The organism is Pseudomonas sp. LBUM1660, from assembly GCF_059695935.1.
Window position 1 is genome coordinate 1 of record NZ_CP166795.1, and the last position, 19,993, is coordinate 19,993.

Sequence of the window (19,993 nt, forward strand, 5' to 3'; positions counted from 1 at the left end):
GTGTCAGTGGAACTTTGGCAGCAGTGCGTGGAGCTTTTGCGCGATGAGCTGCCTGCCCAACAATTCAACACTTGGATCCGTCCACTACAGGTCGAAGCCGAAGGCGACGAGTTGCGTGTCTACGCACCGAATCGTTTTGTTCTCGACTGGGTCAACGAAAAGTACCTGGGCCGGGTCCTTGAGCTGCTGGATGAGCATGCCAATGGCATGGCGCCTGCGCTGTCCTTATTAATAGGCAGCAAACGCAGTTCGGCACCGCGTGCGGCACCGAATGCACCGTTGGCCGCCGCTGCGTCCCAGGCTCAGGCCGCTCAAGCGCCTGCCAGCGCTCCGATGCCAGCCCCGGCGACCACACCGACCAAGCGTGCGACGCAAAAAGTAGCCGAGGTCAGTGTAGAGCCGTCTCGCGACAGCTTCGACCCGATGGCCGGCGCCAGCTCACAACAGGCTCCTATTCGCTCCGAGCAGCGCACGGTGCAAGTCGAAGGCGCGCTCAAGCACACCAGTTACCTGAACCGCACCTTCACCTTCGAAAACTTCGTCGAGGGTAAGTCCAACCAATTGGCCCGGGCTGCGGCCTGGCAGGTAGCGGACAACCCGAAGCACGGTTACAACCCGCTCTTCCTTTACGGCGGTGTCGGCTTGGGTAAGACCCACTTGATGCACGCTGTGGGTAACCATCTATTAAAGAAGAACCCGAATGCCAAGGTCGTGTACCTGCACTCGGAGCGGTTCGTTGCCGACATGGTCAAGGCCCTGCAGCTGAACGCGATCAACGAGTTCAAACGCTTCTACCGTTCGGTGGATGCGTTGCTGATCGATGACATTCAGTTCTTCGCCCGCAAAGAGCGGTCCCAGGAAGAGTTTTTCCACACCTTCAACGCCCTGCTTGAAGGTGGCCAGCAGGTCATTCTCACCAGTGACCGCTACCCGAAAGAAATCGAAGGCCTTGAAGAGCGCCTTAAATCCCGCTTCGGCTGGGGCCTGACGGTCGCCGTCGAGCCCCCCGAGCTGGAAACCCGCGTCGCGATCCTGATGAAAAAGGCCGACCAGGCCAAAGTCGATCTGCCACACGATGCGGCGTTCTTTATTGCCCAGCGTATCCGCTCCAACGTCCGTGAGCTGGAAGGCGCGCTGAAACGCGTGATCGCACACTCGCACTTCATGGGCCGCGACATCACCATCGAGTTGATTCGCGAATCCCTGAAAGACCTGTTGGCGCTGCAAGACAAACTGGTCTCTGTGGATAACATTCAGCGCACGGTCGCCGAGTACTACAAGATCAAGATCTCCGACCTGCTGTCCAAGCGTCGTTCACGCTCGGTCGCACGTCCGCGTCAGGTTGCAATGGCGTTGTCCAAAGAGTTGACTAACCACAGCTTGCCGGAAATCGGCGATGTGTTTGGTGGCCGCGACCATACGACCGTTTTGCACGCCTGCCGCAAGATCAACGAACTTAAGGAATCCGACGCGGACATCCGCGAGGACTACAAGAACCTGCTGCGTACACTGACCACTTGATGAACACCAGCGCAGCTTATTAAGGCAAGGGACTAGACCATGCATTTCACCATTCAACGCGAAGCCCTGTTGAAACCCCTGCAACTGGTCGCAGGCGTCGTCGAGCGCCGACAGACCTTGCCGGTGCTCTCCAACGTGCTGCTGGTTGTCGAAGGCCAGCAATTGTCGCTGACCGGTACCGACCTGGAAGTCGAGCTGGTCGGTCGTGTGCAACTCGAAGAGCCCGCAGACCCGGGTTCCATCACCGTGCCTGCGCGCAAGCTGATGGACATCTGCAAGAGCTTGCCGAACGACGCGCTGATCGACATCAAGGTCGACGAGCAGAAACTTGTCGTGAAGGCCGGCCGTAGCCGCTTCACCCTGTCGACCCTGCCGGCCAACGATTTCCCTACGGTCGAAGAAGGCCCTGGCTCGCTGACTTGCAGCCTGGAGCAGAGCAAACTGCGTCGTTTGATCGAACGCACCAGCTTCGCGATGGCCCAGCAGGACGTGCGTTATTACCTGAACGGCATGTTGCTGGAAGTGTCCGAAGGCATCATCCGCGCCGTGGCCACCGACGGTCACCGTCTGGCCATGTGCTCGATGAAGGCCGATATCGGTCAGCCGGATCGTCACCAGGTCATCGTGCCGCGCAAGGGCATCCTTGAACTCGCGCGCTTGCTGACCGAGCCGGACGGCATCGTCAGCATCGTGCTGGGTCAACACCACATCCGCGCGACGACCGGCGAGTTCACCTTCACTTCAAAACTGGTCGACGGTAAATTCCCTGATTACGAGCGAGTTCTGCCAAAAGGCGGCGACAAACTGGTACTCGGTGATCGCCAAGCCCTGCGTGAAGCCTTCAGCCGTACTGCGATCCTGTCCAACGAGAAGTACCGCGGTATCCGACTGCAATTGGCCAACGGTCAGCTGAAAATCCAGGCGAACAACCCGGAGCAGGAAGAAGCTGAAGAAGAAGTGGGGGTTGAGTACAACGGCGGCAATCTGGAAATCGGCTTCAACGTGAGCTATCTGCTCGACGTGCTGGGCGTGATGACCACCGAGCAGGTTCGCCTGATCCTGTCCGACTCGAACAGCAGTGCGCTGGTGCAAGAGTCCGACAACGACGACTCGGCCTACGTTGTCATGCCGATGCGTCTGTAATCATGCTTAGCAGAAGCTAGATGTCCTTAAGTCGCGTCTCGGTCACCGCGGTGCGCAATCTGCACCCGGTGACCTTCTCCCCCTCCTCCCGAATCAATATTCTTTACGGCGCCAACGGCAGCGGCAAAACCAGTGTTCTGGAAGCCATTCACCTGCTGGGGCTTGCCCGTTCGTTTCGTAGCACCCGATTGTTGCCCGTCATTCAGTACGAGCAACTGGCATGCACGGTATTTGGGCAGGTTGAATTGGCCGAGGGCGGACACAGCGCCTTGGGGATATCTCGCGACCGCCAGGGCGAGTTTCAGATTCGTATCGACGGCCAGAATGCCCGTAGCGCGGCGCAATTGGCAGAGATCCTGCCGCTTCAGTTGATTAACCCGGACAGCTTCCGCTTGTTGGAAGGCGCACCGAAGATTCGTCGGCAGTTTCTCGACTGGGGTGTGTTCCACGTGGAACCGCGATTCATGTCCACTTGGCAGCGCTTGCAGAAGGCCCTGCGCCAGAGAAACTCTTGGCTGCGGCATGGTACACTTGACGCCGTTTCGCAAGCGGTTTGGGACAGGGAACTGTGCCAAGCCAGCGCTGAAATAGATGAATATCGCCGCGCTTACATCAAAGCCTTGAAACCAGTCTTTGAACAGACCTTGAGCGAACTGGTAGAGCTCGAGGGTTTGACGCTCAGCTATTACCGCGGCTGGGACAAGGATCGCGAGCTGAGTGCTGTGCTCGCCGGCTCCCTTCAGCGGGATCAGCAAATGGGTCATACCCAAGCCGGACCACAACGTGCTGATTTGCGTCTTAGATTGGGCGCACATAACGCCGCGGACATCTTGTCCCGTGGTCAGCAGAAGTTGGTGGTCTGTGCATTGCGGATTGCCCAAGGGCATCTGGTGAGCCAGGCCCGACGCGGCCAGTGTATTTATCTGGTGGATGACCTGCCGTCCGAACTGGATGAGCACCATCGTCGCGCGCTTTGCCGCTTGCTGGAAGACTTACGCTGCCAGGTGTTTATCACCTGTGTAGATCATGAATTATTGAGGGAAGGCTGGCAGACGGAAACGCCAGTCGCTCTGTTCCACGTGGAACAGGGCCGTATTACCCAGACCCACGACCATCGGGAGTGAAGGCATTGAGCGAAGAAAATACGAATACCTACGACTCAACGAGCATTAAAGTGCTGAAAGGCCTGGATGCCGTACGCAAACGTCCCGGTATGTACATTGGTGACACCGACGATGGTAGCGGTCTGCACCACATGGTCTTCGAGGTAGTCGACAACTCCATCGATGAAGCGCTCGCTGGCCATTGCGACGATATCAGCATCATCATCCACCCGGATGAGTCCATCACCGTTCGCGACAACGGTCGTGGCATCCCGGTAGACGTGCACAAAGAAGAAGGCGTTTCGGCAGCCGAGGTCATCATGACCGTGCTGCACGCCGGCGGTAAGTTCGATGACAACTCCTACAAAGTATCCGGCGGTTTGCACGGTGTAGGTGTCTCGGTGGTAAACGCCCTGTCTGAAGAGCTGGTCCTGACCGTTCGCCGCAGCGGCAAGATCTGGGAACAGACTTACATTCACGGTGTTCCGAAAGAGCCGATGAAAATCGTCGGTGAGAGCGAAACCACCGGCACCCAGATCCACTTCAAACCGTCCGACCTGACCTTCAAGAATATCCACTTCAGCTGGGACATCCTGGCCAAGCGGATTCGTGAACTGTCCTTCCTCAACTCCGGTGTCGGTATCGTCCTCAAGGATGAGCGCAGCGGCAAGGAAGAGCTGTTCAAATATGAAGGTGGCCTGCGAGCGTTCGTTGAGTACTTGAACACCAACAAGACTCCGGTTAACCAGGTGTTCCACTTCAACATCCAGCGCGAAGACGGCATCGGCGTGGAAATCGCCCTGCAGTGGAACGACAGCTTCAACGAGAACCTGTTGTGCTTCACAAACAACATTCCACAGCGCGATGGCGGGACTCACTTGGTGGGTTTCCGCTCCGCACTAACGCGTAACTTGAACACCTACATCGAAGCTGAAGGTCTGGCGAAGAAACATAAAGTCGCGACCACTGGTGACGATGCCCGCGAAGGCCTGACCGCGATCATTTCGGTGAAAGTGCCGGATCCGAAGTTCAGCTCCCAGACCAAAGACAAGCTGGTGTCTTCCGAAGTGAAGACCGCGGTCGAACAGGAAATGGGCAAGTACTTCTCCGACTTCCTGTTGGAAAATCCGAACGAAGCCAAACTGGTCGTCGGTAAGATGATCGACGCGGCCCGTGCTCGTGAAGCGGCGCGTAAAGCCCGTGAGATGACTCGTCGTAAAGGCGCGCTGGATATCGCCGGTCTGCCGGGCAAACTGGCTGACTGCCAGGAAAAAGACCCTGCCCTGTCCGAACTGTACCTCGTGGAAGGTGACTCTGCTGGCGGCTCCGCCAAGCAGGGTCGCAACCGCCGGACCCAGGCCATCCTGCCTCTCAAGGGCAAGATCCTGAACGTTGAAAAGGCGCGCTTCGATAAGATGATCTCTTCGCAAGAAGTGGGCACCTTGATCACCGCGCTGGGCTGTGGCATTGGCCGCGATGAGTACAACATTGCGAAGTTGCGTTACCACAACATCATCATCATGACCGATGCTGACGTCGACGGTTCGCACATCCGTACCCTGCTGCTGACCTTCTTCTTTCGTCAGTTGCCGGAGCTGATCGAGCGCGGCTACATCTACATCGCGCAGCCACCGCTGTACAAGGTCAAGAAAGGCAAGCAAGAGCAATACATCAAAGACGACGACGCCATGGAAGAGTACATGACGCAGTCGGCCCTGGAAGACGCGAGCCTGCACCTGAACGAGGAAGCCCCGGGTATTTCCGGACCAGCCCTTGAGCGTCTGGTGACTGACTTCCGTCTGGTTATGAAGACCCTCAAGCGTCTGTCGCGTCTGTACCCACAGGAACTGACCGAGCACTTCATCTACCTGCCGGCTGTTAGCCTGGAGCAATTGTCCGATCACGCAGCGATGCAGGATTGGATGGCCCAGTACGAAGTGCGTCTGCGCACTGTCGAGAAGTCTGGCCTGGTCTACAAAGCCAGCCTGCGTGAAGACCGTGAACGTAACGTCTGGCTGCCAGAGGTTGAACTGATCTCCCACGGTCTGTCGAACTACGTCACCTTCAACCGCGACTTCTTCGGCAGTAACGATTACAAAACCGTTGTATCCCTGGGCGCTCAACTGAGCACCTTGCTGGACGACGGTGCGTACATCCAGCGTGGCGAGCGCAAGAAGCCGGTCACCGAGTTCAAGGAAGCCCTTGAATGGCTGATGGCTGAAAGCACCAAGCGTCACACCATCCAGCGATACAAAGGTCTGGGCGAAATGAACCCGGATCAGCTGTGGGAAACCACCATGGACCCAAGCCAGCGCCGGATGCTCAAAGTGACCATCGAAGACGCCATTGGCGCAGATCAGATCTTCAACACCCTGATGGGTGATGCGGTCGAACCTCGTCGTGACTTCATCGAAAGCAATGCCTTGGCAGTATCCAACCTGGACTTCTGATCCAGCAGCAAACTGCCAACCGAAAAAGGCCAACGCCCAGCGTTGGCTTTTTTTATCATTTAAAAATGAGCGCAGAGACAAAAAGCATCGCAAATCGCGGGCATAAAAAAACCGGCTATATCAGCCGGTTTTTTTGCGCCCAAAAAAAACTTATGCACCATTTCCCGAGTTTTATGAGATTAAGAAATATGTATATAAATCATAAAGATACGATCATAAAACGTTAATTTTCGGTAAAACGGTACACAGGTTATCCACAGAATCTCAGACAGCGACCTGATCGTTGGCCGAGGGGGCCGCAGGGGCGGCTGGCAGAGAACCCATTTCCCGCTGCATCTGCTCGTTCCAGCTCTGCACCCGGTCGTTCAGATCGGCAATGGCGCGCGGCCCACTGCCCACGGCGTACATCGGTTCTCCGATGATCACGGTGATGACGCCCTGCTTCTTCGCCCAACCGGTTTTCGGCCAGAACCTGCCGGCATTGTGCGCAATTGGCAGCACGGGAAGTGCGGCGTTGACCGCCAACGCGGTGCCACCGCGTGAGAACTTGCCGATGGTGCCATACGGAACGCGTGTCCCTTCGGGGAAGATCAGCACCCAGACGCCATCCTTCAGCAATTCATCGCCTTTCTTCGCCACATGCTTGAGCGCGGCTTTCGGATTGTCGCGGTCGATGGCGATCGGTCGCAGCATGGCCATGGCCCAGCCGAAGAACGGCACAAACAGTAATGAGCGCTTGAGCACCTGGCTCAACGGCTCGAAGTAGGCTGAGAGAAAGAAGGTCTCCCAGGTGCTCTGGTGGTTCGATTGAATCACGCAAGGCTGGTCCGGCACGTTCTCAGCGCCCTTCACTTCGTAGCTGATGCCCAGAAAGACTTTGCTCAGCCACAAGGCGCAACGGCACCAGTAGACATTGATAAAACGATAACGCGCCTTGAACGGCAGAAACGGCGCGATAAAAAAGCTCAGGCTGCACCAAAGCAAGGAACTGGTGCCCAGCAGCAGGTAAAAGAGGAAGGTTCTGATGGCCTGCAGTATCGACATGGTGACGTTTACCGTGCGGGCTCTGCCCGTCTATATAAAGCGCACTCCCGATCAATCCTTGGTCAGGAACAATCGAAGCACTCTAATTGTGGATAAGTTCTGCGGCAATCGCCGCCAGATCGTCAAAAATCAAGGTGCCTACCGGCAGGGTTTTGCCCTGAGTCTTTTCGCCTTTCCCGGTCTTTACTAAAACTGGCTGAGAATCGACGGCTTTGGCGGCTTCCAGGTCACCGAGACTGTCGCCAACGAACCATAGATTAGTCAGCGACACGTTGTAATGAGCGGCGATGATTTTCAACATCCCGGGTTTTGGCTTGCGGCAATCGCAGCCGTCGTCCGGCCCGTGCGGGCAATAGACGATCAGCCCGACCTCGCCCCCCTGCTCCGCCACCAGCGTGCGCAAGCGCTCGTGCATGGCGTCCAGGGTCGCGAGGTCGTAATAGCCGCGAGCGATGCCCGACTGGTTGGTAGCGACCGCCACCGTCCAGCCGGCCTTGCTCAACTGCGCGATGGCTTCGATCGAGCCGGGGAGCGGAATCCACTCCTCCACCGACTTGATGTAAGCGTCGGAGTCGTAATTGATCACCCCGTCCCGATCGAGAATCAGCAGTTTCAAACAGTCTTACCCCAGCATCGAAATGTCGGCGACGCCGAGGAACAGTCCACGCAGACGCGCCAGCAACGCATAACGGTTGGCGCGGACCTTGGCGTCGTCCGCATTGACCATCACGGCCTCGAAAAACGCATCAACCGGCTCGCGCAATGCAGCCAGACGTGCCAGCGATTCGCTGTACTGACGTGCAGCGGCCATTGGCTGCACAGCCTGGTCAGCCTGCTGGATCGCCGAGTACAAGGAGAACTCGTTGGCGTTGTCGAAGTACTTGGCTTCTACGACCGAAGGAATAGAGCCTTCCACCTTGCTCAGCAAGTTCGAAACACGCTTGTTCACTGCGGCCAGTGCGGCGGCTTCCGGCAATTTGCGGAACGCTTCTACGGCTTGTACGCGTTGGTCGAAGTCCAGCGCCGAACCCGGCTTCAGAGCACGCACGGACAGGTAAGTCCCGACATCAACGCCTTCGTCTTCGTAACGGGCACGCAGACGGTCGAAGATGAACTCGAGCACCGAATCGTTCAGGCCGGCAGCCTTGACCTTGGCACCGAACGCATTCACCGCAAATGCTACGGCGTCGTTCAGGTCGAGGTCGAGCTTCTTGTCGATCAGGATGCGCAACACGCCGAGTGCAGCACGACGCAGGGCATACGGGTCTTTGCTACCGGTAGGCAACATGCCGATGCCGAAGATACCGACCAGGGTGTCGAGCTTGTCAGCGATGGCCACGGCCGCGCCGGTCAGGGTGGTAGGCAGTTCAGCGCCGGCACCGCGCGGCATGTACTGCTCGTTCAGCGCCAGTGCGACTTCTTCCGGCTCGCCGTCGTTGAGGGCGTAGTAGTAACCGGCGACGCCTTGCATCTCCGGGAACTCACCGACCATCTCGGTCGCCAGGTCGCACTTGGACAGCAGGCCGGCACGGGAAGCCCACGCGGCGTTACCGCCAATGCGTTGCGCGATGAACGCGGCGAGTTTGGAAACGCGCTCGGCCTTGTCATAGACGCTGCCGAGTTTTTCCTGAAACACCACGTTCTGCAGGCGCAGGTTGAAGTCTTCGAGTTTCTGCTTCTTGTCTTGCTTGAAGAAGAACTCGGCGTCGGTCAGGCGAGGGCGAACCACTTTCTCGTTACCGGCGATGATCTGTTGCGGGTCTTTGCTTTCGATGTTGGCCACGGTGATGAAACGTGGCAGCAACTTGCCGTCGGCATCCAGCAGGCAGAAGTACTTCTGGTTGTCCTGCATGGTGGTGATCAGGGCTTCTTGCGGCACGTCGAGAAAACGCTCTTCGAACGAGCACACCAGCGGCACTGGCCATTCAACCAGCGCGGTCACTTCGTCGAGCAAGGCAGGTGGAACGATGGCAGTACCTTCCTGCATCGTCGCCAGCTCTTCGGTGCGCTTGCTGATCAGCTCGCGGCGCTCATTGGCGTCGGCAAGCACGTAGGCGGCACGCAGGTCGGTCAGGTAATTGGCCGGCGAGGTGATGCGCACGCTTTCCGGGTGATGGAAGCGGTGACCACGGGAATCACGGCCGGACTTCTGGGCGAGGATCGTGCAATCGATGACCTGGTCACCCAGCAGCATTACCAGCCACTGAGTCGGGCGAACGAATTCTTCTTTGCGAGCACCCCAGCGCATGCGCTTCGGGATCGGCAGGTCGTTCAGCGAATCTTCGACGATGGTCGGCAGCAGGCTCGCGGTCGGTTTGCCGGCGATGCTTTGGCTGTAACGCAGTTTCGGGCCGCTCTGATCGATTTCGCTCAGATCGACGCCGCACTTCTTGGCGAAGCCCAGGGCCGCTTGAGTCGGGTTGCCTTCGGCATCGAACGCGGCCTGACGTGGCGGGCCGTCGAGGTTGATGCTGCGATCGGGCTGCTGGGTCGACAATGCGGTGATCAGTACAGCCAGACGACGTGGCGCGGCGTAGACGGTTTTGGTCTCGTAGTTCAGGCCAGCGGCTTGCAGGCCCTTGTCGATACCGGCCAGGAACGCGTCGGCCAGGGTGTTCAGGGCTTTGGGTGGCAGTTCTTCGGTGCCCAGTTCAACCAGAAAATCTTGAGCACTCATTGTGCAGCCTCCAGCTTGGCCAGTACTTCGTCACGCAGGTCCGGGGTCGCCATCGGGAAGCCCAGCTTGGCGCGAGCCAGCAGGTAGGCTTGCGCAACGGAACGCGCCAGGGTGCGAACACGCAGGATGTATTGCTGACGCGCGGTCACCGAAATCGCCCGGCGCGCATCCAGCAGGTTGAAGGTGTGCGACGCCTTCAATACCATTTCGTAGCTCGGCAACGGCAGCGGCTGGTCGAGTTCGATCAGGCGCTTGGCTTCGCTTTCGTAGAAATCGAACAGTTCGAACAGCTTCTCGACGTTCGCGTGTTCGAAGTTATAGGTGGATTGCTCCACTTCGTTCTGGTGGAACACGTCGCCGTAGGTCACTTTCCCCATCGGACCGTCAGCCCAGACCAGGTCGTAGACCGAGTCCACACCTTGCAGGTACATGGCCAGACGCTCCAGACCGTAAGTGATCTCGCCGGTCACCGGGTAGCATTCGATGCCGCCCGCTTGCTGGAAGTAAGTGAACTGCGTCACTTCCATGCCGTTGAGCCAGACTTCCCAGCCCAGACCCCAGGCGCCCAGTGTCGGCGATTCCCAGTTGTCTTCGACGAAGCGGATGTCGTGGACCAACGGGTCCAGGCCAACGTGCTTGAGGGAGCCCAGATACAGTTCCTGGAAGTTGTCCGGGTTCGGCTTCAGGACTACCTGAAACTGGTAGTAGTGCTGCAGACGGTTCGGGTTTTCGCCGTAGCGGCCGTCAGTCGGGCGACGACTGGGCTGCACATAAGCGGCGTTCCAGGTTTCCGGGCCAATGGCGCGCAGGAATGTAGCGGTGTGGAAAGTGCCGGCGCCTACTTCCATATCGTAGGGCTGAAGTACCACACAACCTTGCTCGGCCCAGTATTGCTGGAGGGCGAGGATCAAGTCTTGGAAGGTACGCACGGCTGGCGTAGGCTGGCTCACGAAATTCACCTGTTTCTTGGGCTGCGATTTAAAGAGCGGGAGTATACCCGATTCGGTCCTGCGCACGCCCCCTGGAGCCTTATGCCACGCTGCTTTTGGTGTTCCGAAGATCCGCTGTACATGGCTTATCACGATCAGGAGTGGGGCACGCCGCTACGCGATGCGCAGGGTTTGTTCGAGTTGCTTTTGCTCGAAGGGTTCCAGGCCGGCCTTTCCTGGATCACCGTGCTGCGTAAACGTGAGCGATATCGCGAGGTATTGTTCGGCTTCGACGTCCAACGGGTGGCGCAGATGAGCGACGCGGAAATCGATGAATTGATGCTCGATCCGGGCATCATTCGCAATCGCCTCAAACTCAATGCGGCCCGCCGAAACGCCCAGGCCTGGCTGGCGCTGGAGGACCCGGTAGTGTTTCTCTGGTCCTTCGTCGGCGGCAAGCCTGTGATCAATCATTTCAAGGATCGCACCGAGGTGCCGGCGGTCACGCCGGTCGCGGTCGAGATGAGCAAAGGCCTGAAAAAGGCCGGCTTCACGTTCGTCGGTCCGACCATTTGCTACGCGTTGATGCAGGCCTCGGGCATGGTCATGGACCACACGCAAGACTGCGACCGCTACGCTCAGCTCGCCAACGGCGGTTAGAATGGCCGCCTCGCGCACCGCACAAGATCAGGAGTGACCTGTGGATAAGTTTAAAGGCGCCTTGCTGGTAGGCGCTCTGCGGCTGTTTGCCCTGCTCCCGTGGCGGGCAGTGCAAGCAGTGGGCTCGGCCATTGGCTGGGTGATGTGGAAAACCCCAAACCGTTCCCGCGATGTGGTGCGGATCAACCTGGCCAAGTGCTTTCCGCAAATGGACCCGGCTGAACGCGAGCAACTTGCCGGCCAGAGCCTGAAAGACATCGGCAAGTCCCTTACCGAAAGCGCCTGCGCCTGGATCTGGCCGGCCCAGCGTTCCATCGACCTGGTGCGTGAAGTCGAGGGCCTCGATGTGTTGAAGGATGCCCTCGCCTCCGGCAAAGGTGTCGTCGGCATCACCAGCCACCTGGGCAACTGGGAAGTGTTGAACCACTTCTATTGCAACCAGTGCAAACCGATCATTTTTTATCGTCCACCGAAACTGAAGGCTGTGGATGATTTGCTGCGCAAACAGCGCGTGCAATTGGGCAATCGTGTGGCCGCTTCCACCAAGGAAGGCATCCTCAGCGTGATCAAGGAAGTGCGCAAAGGTGGTGCAGTGGGCATCCCCGCTGACCCGGAACCGTCGGAATCCGCTGGGATTTTCGTACCGTTCTTCGCTACTCAGGCCCTGACCAGCAAGTTCGTCCCGAACATGCTCGCCGGCGGTAAAGCGGTCGGTGTGTTCCTGCATGCCCTGCGGCTGCCGGACGGTTCAGGTTACAAAGTGATCCTGGAAGCCGCGCCCGAGGCCATGTACAGCACCGATACCGAAACGTCGTGCGCGGCCATGAGCCAGGTGGTCGAACGGTATGTGCGGGCCTATCCGAGCCAGTACATGTGGAGCATGAAGCGCTTCAAGAAGCGGCCACCGGGTGAAGAGCGTTGGTACTGACATAAATGGCACGATCTGTGGATACCTGACCTTGTAGGAGCGAGGCTTGCCCGCGAAGAGGCCATCACCTTCAACATTGATGTTGGATGGGATATCGCCTTCGCGGGCACGCCTCGCTCCTACAGGTTTGCGTTATCCACAACCCACGTTCAGCAAGGGCGCAAAAGATGTCCGAACACCGCAAGTCGTTTCGCATCAAGATCACTCACGAAAGCGTCGGTGAATGCCTCGGCCAGACCCGCAACCTTTCAACCACGGGCGTTTACGTCAAGCATCCGGGCTTGTCGTCGTTGCCTAAAGGCGCGGTCGTGTACGGGCAGGTGCAAGACTTGCCCACAGGAGCGCCGCGCGTGCGCATGGAAGTGGTGCTGGTCGACGCCGATGGCATCGGCCTGCGCTATCTCTGATCAGTGCGTCTGCCGCTCAAGCTTCTTCAGAAACACCGTCATTTCCTTTTCTGCCTGCTTGTCGCCATGGGCGCGAGCGGCTTCCAGGCCCTGCTCCCACGCCTGACGCGCCGCGGGAAAGTCGGCCAGCGCCAGATGGGCTTTGCCTAAGAGCTTCCAGGCGGCCGAATACTTCGGATCGAATTCGACGCAGCGCTGGAAATGCTCGGCGGCCTTGGCGTTTTCCCCAAGATCCAGATAACCCTTGCCCAGGCCGAAGCGCAACAATGAGTTATCCACACCCTTGGCGAGCATTTTTTCCAGGGATTCGAGCATGGGTGGAGTCCTTGTTGAGGTGTGTCAGGGGATGGATCCGTTTCAGTTAGATCGCCATCGCGAGCAGGCTCGCTCCCACATTAGATCTTCAGTGGACACAAAAATTGTGTACGCCCGAGAACCCCTGTGGGAGCGAGCCTGCTCGCGATGAGGCCAGACCGTCTACCGCATTTTCTGGATCAGAAAAAGCTCAAACCCACATGGAACAGCTTCTCCACATCCCGAATATGCTTCTTATCCACAAGGAACAAAATCACATGGTCGCCCGCCGCGATCACCGTGTTGTCATGCGCAATGATCACTTCTTCATCACGAATGATCGCGCCAATCGTCGTCCCCGGCGGCAAACCGATGTTCTCGATGGCCTTGCCGATGACCTTGCTCGACCTCTCATCACCGTGGGCAATCGCCTCGATGGCTTCCGCCGCGCCGCGGCGCAATGAGTGCACGCTGACGATATCGCCCCGCCGCACGTGGGCCAGCAGCGTGCCGATCGTTGCCAGTTGTGGGCTGATGGCGATGTCGATATCGCCGCCCTGGATCAAATCAACGTAAGCCGGGTTGTTGATGATCGTCATCACCTTCTTCGCGCCCAGGCGCTTGGCCAGCAACGAGGACATGATGTTGGCTTCGTCATCGTTTGTCAGGGCCAGGAAGATATCCGCGTCGGCAATATTCTCCTCCATCAGCAAGTCGCGATCCGAGGCACTGCCCTGCAACACCACGGTGCTGTCGAGGGTGTCCGAGAGATGGCGGCAGCGGGCCGGGTTCATCTCGATGATCTTCACTTGATAACGGCTTTCGATCGCTTCGGCCAAGCGCTCACCGATCTGCCCGCCACCGGCGATGACGATGCGCTTGTAGCTCTCATCGAGGCGGCGCATTTCGCTCATCACCGCGCGAATATTCGCCTTGGCAGCGATGAAAAACACTTCGTCGTCGGCCTCTATCACCGTATCGCCCTGGGGCAGGATCGGCCGGTCACGGCGGAAAATCGCTGCAACCCGGGTTTCAACGTTGGGCATGTGTTCACGCAACTGACGCAGTTGCTGCCCCACCAGCGGTCCGCCGTAGTACGCCTTCACCGCCACCAGTTGCGCTTTGCCTTCGGCGAAGTCAATCACCTGCAACGCACCCGGATGCTGGATCAGGCGCTTGATGTAATTGGTCACCACTTGTTCCGGGCTGATCAGCACGTCCACCGGAATCGCTTCGTTATCGAACAGCTCGGAGCGCGTCAGGTACGCCGCTTCGCGGACCCGGGCGATCTTGGTCGGGGTGTGGAACAGGGTGTGGGCGACCTGACAGGCCACCATGTTGGTTTCGTCGCTGTTGGTCACCGCCACCAGCATGTCCGCATCGTCTGCGCCGGCCTGACGCAACACTGTCGGCAGCGAGCCGCGGCCCTGCACGGTGCGGATGTCCAGTCGATCGCCGAGGTTGCGCAGGCGTTCGCCGTCGGTGTCGACCACGGTAATGTCGTTGGCCTCGCTGGCCAGATGTTCTGCCAGCGAACCGCCGACCTGCCCTGCGCCGAGGATGATGATTTTCATCCAGTTACTCCCTTAAAACCGGTTAACCGCGTGCGGCGGCGATCTTGATCAGCTTGGCGTAGTAGAACCCGTCGTGGCCGCCTTCCTGGGCCAGCAACTGGCGACCATGAGGTTGCTTGATGCCGGCGGCCGTGGCGAGGTCCAGTTCACGCGCACCCGGTGTGCGAGCGAGGAAGGCTTCGATGACTTCGGTGTTCTCGGTCGGCAGCGCGGAGCAGGTGGCGTAAAGCAGAATCCCGCCGACCTCCAGAGTTATCCACATGGCGTCCAGCAGTTCGCCCTGAAGCATCGCCAGTGCAGCAATGTCATCCGGTTGGCGAGTCAGCTTGATGTCGGGGTGACGACGGATCACGCCAGTCGCCGAACATGGCGCATCCAGCAAAATGCGCTGGAAAGGTTTGCCATCCCACCAGGTCGCGGTGTCGCGGCCGTCGGCGGCGATCAGTTCTGCGCTCAAGCCCAGGCGTGCAAGGTTCTCGCGCACTCGAACCAGGCGCTTGGCTTCCAGATCCACCGCCACGACGCCAGCCAGTTTTGGCTCGGCTTCGAGGATGTGGCAGGTCTTGCCGCCCGGCGCACAGCACGCATCCAGTACCCGTTGGCCCGGCGCGAGGTCGAGCAGGTCGGCGGCCAGTTGCGCCGCTTCGTCCTGCACGCTGATCCAGCCTTCGGCGAAACCCGGCAAGCTGCGCACGTCGGCGGCGGCTTCCAGGATGATGCCGTCCTGACTGTAGACGCATGGCGTGGCGGCGATGCCGGCCTCAGTCAGCAGCCCAAGGTAAGCGTCGCGAGAGTGGTGGCGGCGGTTGACCCGCAAAATCATCGGCGGGTGAGCGTTGTTTGCCGCGCAAATGGCTTCCCACTGCTCAGGCCAGAAAGCCTTGAGGGATTTTTGCAGCCAGCGCGGATGCGCGGTGCGCACCACCGGATCGTGTTCCAGCTCCGCCAGTAGTGCTTCGCTTTCACGTTGGGCGCGGCGCAGCACGGCGTTGAGCAAGGCCTTGGCCCAGGGCTTTTTCAGCTTGTCGGCGCAACCGACGGTTTCACCGATGGCGGCGTGGGCCGGAACACGGGTGTAGAGCAGTTGATAAAGACCGACCAGCAGCAGCGCCTCGACATCGGCGTCCGCTGCCTTGAACGGCTTCTGCAGCAACTTGGCCGCCAGCGCCGACAAACGTGGCTGCCAGCGTGCGGTGCCGAACGCCAGGTCCTGGGTGAAGCCGCGGTCACGGTCTTCGACCTTGTCCATCTGTGTCGGCAGCGAACTGTTGAGGGAGGCTTTTCCGTTAAGAACAGCGGCAAGTGCCTTGGCGGCGGCAAGACGCGGGTTCATTGAGCGTCCACCGCTTGACCGAGCACGGTGCCGAGGGCGAATTTCTCACGACGGCTGTTGAACAAGTCGCTGAAGTTCAGCGCCTTGCCGCCGGGCAATTGCAGACGAGTCAGACACAGGGCTTGCTCACCGCAGGCGACGATCAAGCCGTCCTTGCTGGCGCTGAGGATTTGCCCCGGTGCGCCCTGCCCTTCGGCGAGGCTCGCGGCCAGCACTTTCAGTGCTTCGCCGTTCAGCGTGCTGTGCGTGATCGGCCACGGGTTGAAGGCGCGGACCAGATGTTCCAGCTCAACCGCCGGACGGCTCCAATCGATGCGTGCTTCGTCTTTGTTCAATTTGTGCGCGTAGGTGGCAAGACTGTCGTCCTGCACTTCGCCTTCCAGCGTTCCGGCGGCGAGGCCGGCTATCGCTTGAATCACGGCCGGTGGGCCCATTTCGGCGAGACGGTCGTGGAGGCTGCCGCCGGTGTCTTCGGCGGTGATCGGCGTGGTGACTTTCAGCAGCATCGGCCCGGTGTCGAGGCCCAGCTCCATGCGCATCACGGTCACGCCGCTTTCGCTGTCGCCGGCTTCGACGGCACGCTGGATCGGCGCCGCCCCGCGCCAGCGTGGCAGCAACGAAGCGTGGCTGTTGATGCAACCCAGGCGCGGAATATCCAGCACCACTTGCGGCAGGATCAAGCCATAGGCGACCACCACCAGCAAGTCCGGCTTGAGTGCGGCCAATTCAGCCTGGGCTTCTTCGTTGCGCAGCGTCGGCGGCTGCAACACCGGGATGTTGTTTTCCAGCGCGAGTTGCTTGACCGGGCTCGGCATCAACTTTTGCCCACGGCCCGCCGGACGGTCCGGCTGGGTGTAAACCGCGACGACTTCGTAAGGGCTGGCGAGCAGGGCCTTGAGGTGTTCGGCGGCGAATTCCGGGGTGCCGGCAAAGACGATGCGCAGTGGCTCAGTCATGGGAGCAATCTCTGAAAAGAAAAAGGCTTGCCGCAGCAAGCCTTTGAAAGAAGGGCATCAAGCGTTCTGGCGATGGAGCTTTTCCAGTTTCTTCTTGATTCGGTCGCGTTTGAGATTGGACAGGTAGTCGACGAACAATTTGCCGTTCAGGTGGTCGCATTCGTGCTGGATGCACACGGCGAGCAGGCCTTCGGCGATCAGTTCGTAAGGCTGGCCGTCGCGGTCCAGGGCCTTGATTTTGACCTTCTGTGGGCGATCGACGTTTTCGTAGAAGCCCGGCACTGAGAGGCAGCCTTCCTGATACTGCTCCATCTCGTCGGTCAGGGTTTCGAACTCGGGGTTGATGAACACCCGTGGTTCGCTGCGGTCTTCGGAGAGGTCCATCACGACGATACGTTTGTGCACGTTGACCTGGGTCGCGGCGAGGCCGATGCCTGGCGCTTCATACATTGTTTCAAACATGTCGTCGACCAACTGACGCACTTCGTCGTCCACTACGGCCACGGGTTTGGCGATAGTGCGCAGGCGCGAATCGGGAAATTCGAGGATGTCTAAAATGGCCATAAGCTTAATTGCTGCACGTGTGAGGTAAAGTCGGGTCGATGGCCTGGCAGGTCCGAAGATGCAGGCTACCGTTGTGAAGCGTAGCTCCTTTTCTTTTCTCAAAGAGTCAGGAGCGAGCCACGAGGGCTCTGGCGTTTCACGCGAACGCACATAATAAAGGGATTCACCGCATGAGGAAATCACTACTCGCCTTGCTCCTTCTGGCCTCGGCCGGTTTGGCGCATGGGCAAGTGCAACTCAAGGAAGGTTTTCCACAGCAATACACGGTGGCGGCGGGTGACACACTCTGGGACATTTCGGGAAAATTCCTCCGCGAGCCGTGGAAGTGGCCGGAGCTGTGGCAGGCCAATCCACAGATTGAAAACCCTAATCTCATCTACCCCGGCGACTCGCTGTCGCTGGTCTATGTCAACGGACAGCCGCGACTGACCCTCAATCGTGGGGTTTCACGCGGCACCATCAAGCTCTCGCCACGGGTGCGCAGTTCGTCGGTGGCTGATGCGATCCCGAGCATTCCGCTGCAATCGATCAACAGCTTTTTGTTGAGCAACCGCATCGTCGACAAGGTCGAGGACTTCGACAAGGCGCCCTACATCGTCGCCGGGGATGCCGAACGCGTGCTCAGCGGCACCGGTGACCGCATTTTCGCCCGTGGCCATTTCGACCCGAACCAGCCGGTCTATGGGATCTTCCGCCAGGGCAAGGTCTACACCGATCCGCAGAGCATGGAGTTTTTGGGGATCAACGCCGATGACATTGGCGGCGGCGAAATCATTGCCACCGAGGGCGACGTCGCCACCCTGGCACTGCAACGTACGACTCAGGAAGTGCGTCTTGGCGACCGTTTGTTCAGTGGCGAGGAACGCTCGATCAACTCGACCTTCATGCCCAGTGCGCCAAAAACAGAAATTAATGGCTTGATCATCGATGTGCCGCGCGGGGTTACCCAGATTGGCGCGCTGGATGTCGTGACCCTGAACAAAGGTCAGCGCGATGGCCTGGCCGAAGGCAACGTGCTGGTGGTGATGAAGACCGGTGAAACCGTGCGCGACCGGATCACCGGCCAGCCACTGAAAATCCCCGATGAGCGAGCCGGTTTGCTGATGGTGTTCCGCACCTACGACAAGCTCAGTTACGGGCTGGTGCTCAACGCATCGCGCTCGCTGGCGGTCATGGACAAGGTGCGAAATCCTTAAGCCTGCTCCACAAGTTACCAACAGAGTTATCCACAGCTTATTCCCGTTTGAACGGGGCTCATAACGATCAAGGATGATCCATGTCGCTGTCTACCGTCACACCGGTTTCCCCTGCGGAACTGGAAGCTCGTTTACGTCTGCATCGTTTGCCGGAACTTGGTCCGGCGCGTTTTAAGAAACTGCTCGAAGCCTTCGGCTCGGCGTCCAAAGCCATCAGCGCGCCCGCCAGCGCCTGGCGTTCGCTGGGCTTGCCGCTGGCGTGCGCCGAAGCACGGCGCGCCAATGAAGTGCGCGATGGCGCGGCCCACGCATTGGCCTGGCTAGAGCGTCCGGGCCAGCATTTACTGATGTGGGACCAGCCGGAGTACCCCGCGCTGCTGGCGGAAATCAGCGATGCACCACCGCTGTTATTTGTGGCTGGCGATCCCGACATTCTGGAACAACCGCAATTGGCGATGGTCGGCAGTCGTCGCGCTTCGCGACCGGGCATGGATACCGCAGCGGCATTTTCGCGCAGTCTTGCCGGCGCCGGTTTCGTCATCACCAGCGGTCTGGCGCTGGGCATCGATGCGGCCGCACATCAAGCTGCACTGGACGTAGGTGGGCGAACGGTCGGGGTACTTGGCACGGGACTTGAAAAGTTTTATCCACAGCGCAATCGGCGGCTGGCGGACGCCATGATCGCGTCGGGCAGCGCGGTGCTTTCCGAGTTCCCCCTGGACGCCGGTCCCAGCGCCGGCAACTTCCCTCGGCGCAACCGAATCATCAGCGGTTTATCCCTCGGTGTGCTGGTGGTCGAGGCGAGTGTTGCGAGTGGTTCATTGATCACGGCGAGGCTGGCGGCGGAACAGGGGCGCGAGGTGTACGCGATTCCAGGGTCGATCCACCACCCTGGCGCCAAGGGGTGTCACCAGTTGATCCGCGACGGGGCGATGCTGGTGGAAACCATTGAGCATATCCTCGAAGCCTTGCGCGGTTGGCAGCGGCTGCCGTTATCCACAGAGACGCTGCAAGCACCCACTCATCCACTGCTCATGTTGCTTCACGCCGCGCCCCACACCAGCGAAGCGTTGTCGGTCAGCAGTGGCTGGGCCTTGTCCAAAGTGCTGGCAGCGCTGACGGAGCTGGAAATGGACGGCCGGGCGGTGTGCGAAAGCGGACGCTGGTTTGCGCGGGTGAGCTAGGTTTTATAAGGAAGATCGGTAAACTGCGCA

At 59.3% G+C, this 19,993-nt stretch carries 18 protein-coding genes; 9 read left to right on the top strand and 9 right to left on the bottom strand.

Annotated features, from left to right (window positions below):
- From dnaA to gyrB, 4 genes are read left to right on the top strand one after another with little or no spacing between them, the layout of a single operon-like run.
- Positions 1 to 1,521 carry a chromosomal replication initiator protein DnaA gene (dnaA, locus tag ACA068_RS00005; RefSeq protein WP_497306679.1) on the top strand — a complete coding sequence of 507 codons (1,521 nt, stop codon included), beginning with the start codon at positions 1 to 3 and terminating at the stop codon, positions 1,519 to 1,521.
- A 39-nt stretch (positions 1,522 to 1,560) separates the two neighbouring features.
- Positions 1,561 to 2,664 carry a DNA polymerase III subunit beta gene (gene dnaN / locus ACA068_RS00010; RefSeq protein WP_008155702.1) on the top strand — a complete coding sequence of 368 codons (1,104 nt, stop codon included), beginning with the start codon at positions 1,561 to 1,563 and terminating at the stop codon, positions 2,662 to 2,664.
- Between the two features lie 20 nt (positions 2,665 to 2,684).
- The gene (gene recF / locus ACA068_RS00015) at positions 2,685 to 3,788 is read left to right on the top strand and encodes a DNA replication/repair protein RecF (protein ID WP_497306681.1); all 1,104 of its coding nucleotides are present in this window, start codon (positions 2,685 to 2,687) and stop codon (positions 3,786 to 3,788) included.
- A 5-nt stretch (positions 3,789 to 3,793) separates the two neighbouring features.
- Positions 3,794 to 6,217, top strand: coding sequence for a DNA topoisomerase (ATP-hydrolyzing) subunit B (gyrB, locus tag ACA068_RS00020; protein WP_497306683.1), 2,424 nt, complete (start codon positions 3,794 to 3,796; stop codon positions 6,215 to 6,217).
- Positions 6,218 to 6,481: 264 nt separating this feature from the next.
- Here gyrB and ACA068_RS00025 read toward each other — a convergent pair whose 3' ends face one another.
- The 4 genes from ACA068_RS00025 to glyQ all read right to left on the bottom strand — a co-directional run bounded on the left by ACA068_RS00025 (position 6,482) and on the right by glyQ (position 10,888).
- Positions 6,482 to 7,261 (bottom strand): lysophospholipid acyltransferase family protein, encoded by a 780-nt coding sequence (locus ACA068_RS00025; RefSeq protein ID WP_497306685.1) that lies wholly within the window; start codon positions 7,259 to 7,261, stop codon positions 6,482 to 6,484.
- A gap of 82 nt (positions 7,262 to 7,343) precedes the next feature.
- Positions 7,344 to 7,877, bottom strand: coding sequence for a D-glycero-beta-D-manno-heptose 1,7-bisphosphate 7-phosphatase (gene gmhB, locus ACA068_RS00030; RefSeq protein ID WP_497306687.1), 534 nt, complete (start codon positions 7,875 to 7,877; stop codon positions 7,344 to 7,346).
- 6 nt (positions 7,878 to 7,883) lie between these two features.
- Positions 7,884 to 9,938: a glycine--tRNA ligase subunit beta gene (gene glyS / locus ACA068_RS00035; RefSeq protein ID WP_497306688.1), complete on the bottom strand. Its 2,055-nt coding sequence runs from the start codon at positions 9,936 to 9,938 to the stop codon at positions 7,884 to 7,886.
- Complete coding sequence (glyQ, locus tag ACA068_RS00040) at positions 9,935 to 10,888, bottom strand: glycine--tRNA ligase subunit alpha (protein ID WP_008155694.1); 954 nt, start codon at positions 10,886 to 10,888, stop codon at positions 9,935 to 9,937. Before glyQ ends, glyS begins: the two co-directional genes overlap by 4 nt.
- An 81-nt stretch (positions 10,889 to 10,969) precedes the next feature.
- Here glyQ and tag point away from each other — a divergent pair, with 81 nt between their 5' ends.
- From tag to ACA068_RS00055, 3 genes are all read left to right on the top strand, one after another.
- The gene (gene tag, locus ACA068_RS00045) at positions 10,970 to 11,527 is read left to right on the top strand and encodes a DNA-3-methyladenine glycosylase I (RefSeq protein ID WP_497306690.1); all 558 of its coding nucleotides are present in this window, start codon (positions 10,970 to 10,972) and stop codon (positions 11,525 to 11,527) included.
- A 40-nt stretch (positions 11,528 to 11,567) separates the two neighbouring features.
- A complete protein-coding gene (locus ACA068_RS00050; protein WP_497306691.1) occupies positions 11,568 to 12,455 on the top strand; it encodes a lysophospholipid acyltransferase in 888 nt (295 codons plus the stop codon).
- Between the two features lie 167 nt (positions 12,456 to 12,622).
- Complete coding sequence (locus ACA068_RS00055; protein ID WP_497306693.1) at positions 12,623 to 12,862, top strand: PilZ domain-containing protein; 240 nt, start codon at positions 12,623 to 12,625, stop codon at positions 12,860 to 12,862.
- Here ACA068_RS00055 and ACA068_RS00060 read toward each other — a convergent pair whose 3' ends face one another.
- The 5 genes from ACA068_RS00060 to def all read right to left on the bottom strand — a co-directional run bounded on the left by ACA068_RS00060 (position 12,863) and on the right by def (position 17,583).
- On the bottom strand, positions 12,863 to 13,177 hold the full coding sequence (locus ACA068_RS00060; RefSeq protein WP_497306695.1) for a tetratricopeptide repeat protein: 315 nt from the start codon (positions 13,175 to 13,177) through the stop codon (positions 12,863 to 12,865).
- A 179-nt stretch (positions 13,178 to 13,356) separates the two neighbouring features.
- Positions 13,357 to 14,730 carry a Trk system potassium transporter TrkA gene (gene trkA, locus ACA068_RS00065; RefSeq protein ID WP_497306697.1) on the bottom strand — a complete coding sequence of 458 codons (1,374 nt, stop codon included), beginning with the start codon at positions 14,728 to 14,730 and terminating at the stop codon, positions 13,357 to 13,359.
- Positions 14,731 to 14,752: 22 nt separating this feature from the next.
- On the bottom strand, positions 14,753 to 16,063 hold the full coding sequence (gene rsmB, locus ACA068_RS00070) for a 16S rRNA (cytosine(967)-C(5))-methyltransferase RsmB (protein ID WP_497306698.1): 1,311 nt from the start codon (positions 16,061 to 16,063) through the stop codon (positions 14,753 to 14,755).
- Positions 16,060 to 17,019 carry a methionyl-tRNA formyltransferase gene (fmt, locus tag ACA068_RS00075; protein ID WP_497306700.1) on the bottom strand — a complete coding sequence of 320 codons (960 nt, stop codon included), beginning with the start codon at positions 17,017 to 17,019 and terminating at the stop codon, positions 16,060 to 16,062. Before fmt ends, rsmB begins: the two co-directional genes overlap by 4 nt.
- A gap of 57 nt (positions 17,020 to 17,076) precedes the next feature.
- Positions 17,077 to 17,583 carry a peptide deformylase gene (def, locus tag ACA068_RS00080; RefSeq protein ID WP_046056612.1) on the bottom strand — a complete coding sequence of 169 codons (507 nt, stop codon included), beginning with the start codon at positions 17,581 to 17,583 and terminating at the stop codon, positions 17,077 to 17,079.
- A 170-nt stretch (positions 17,584 to 17,753) separates the two neighbouring features.
- Between def and ACA068_RS00085 the strand changes: the two genes are divergently transcribed.
- A complete protein-coding gene (locus tag ACA068_RS00085) occupies positions 17,754 to 18,779 on the top strand; it encodes a LysM peptidoglycan-binding domain-containing protein (protein ID WP_497306702.1) in 1,026 nt (341 codons plus the stop codon).
- Positions 18,780 to 18,859: 80 nt separating this feature from the next.
- Positions 18,860 to 19,963, top strand: a complete 1,104-nt coding sequence (gene dprA, locus ACA068_RS00090; protein ID WP_497306703.1) for a DNA-processing protein DprA — start codon at positions 18,860 to 18,862, stop codon at positions 19,961 to 19,963.
- The last annotated feature ends 30 nt before the right edge of the window (positions 19,964 to 19,993 follow it).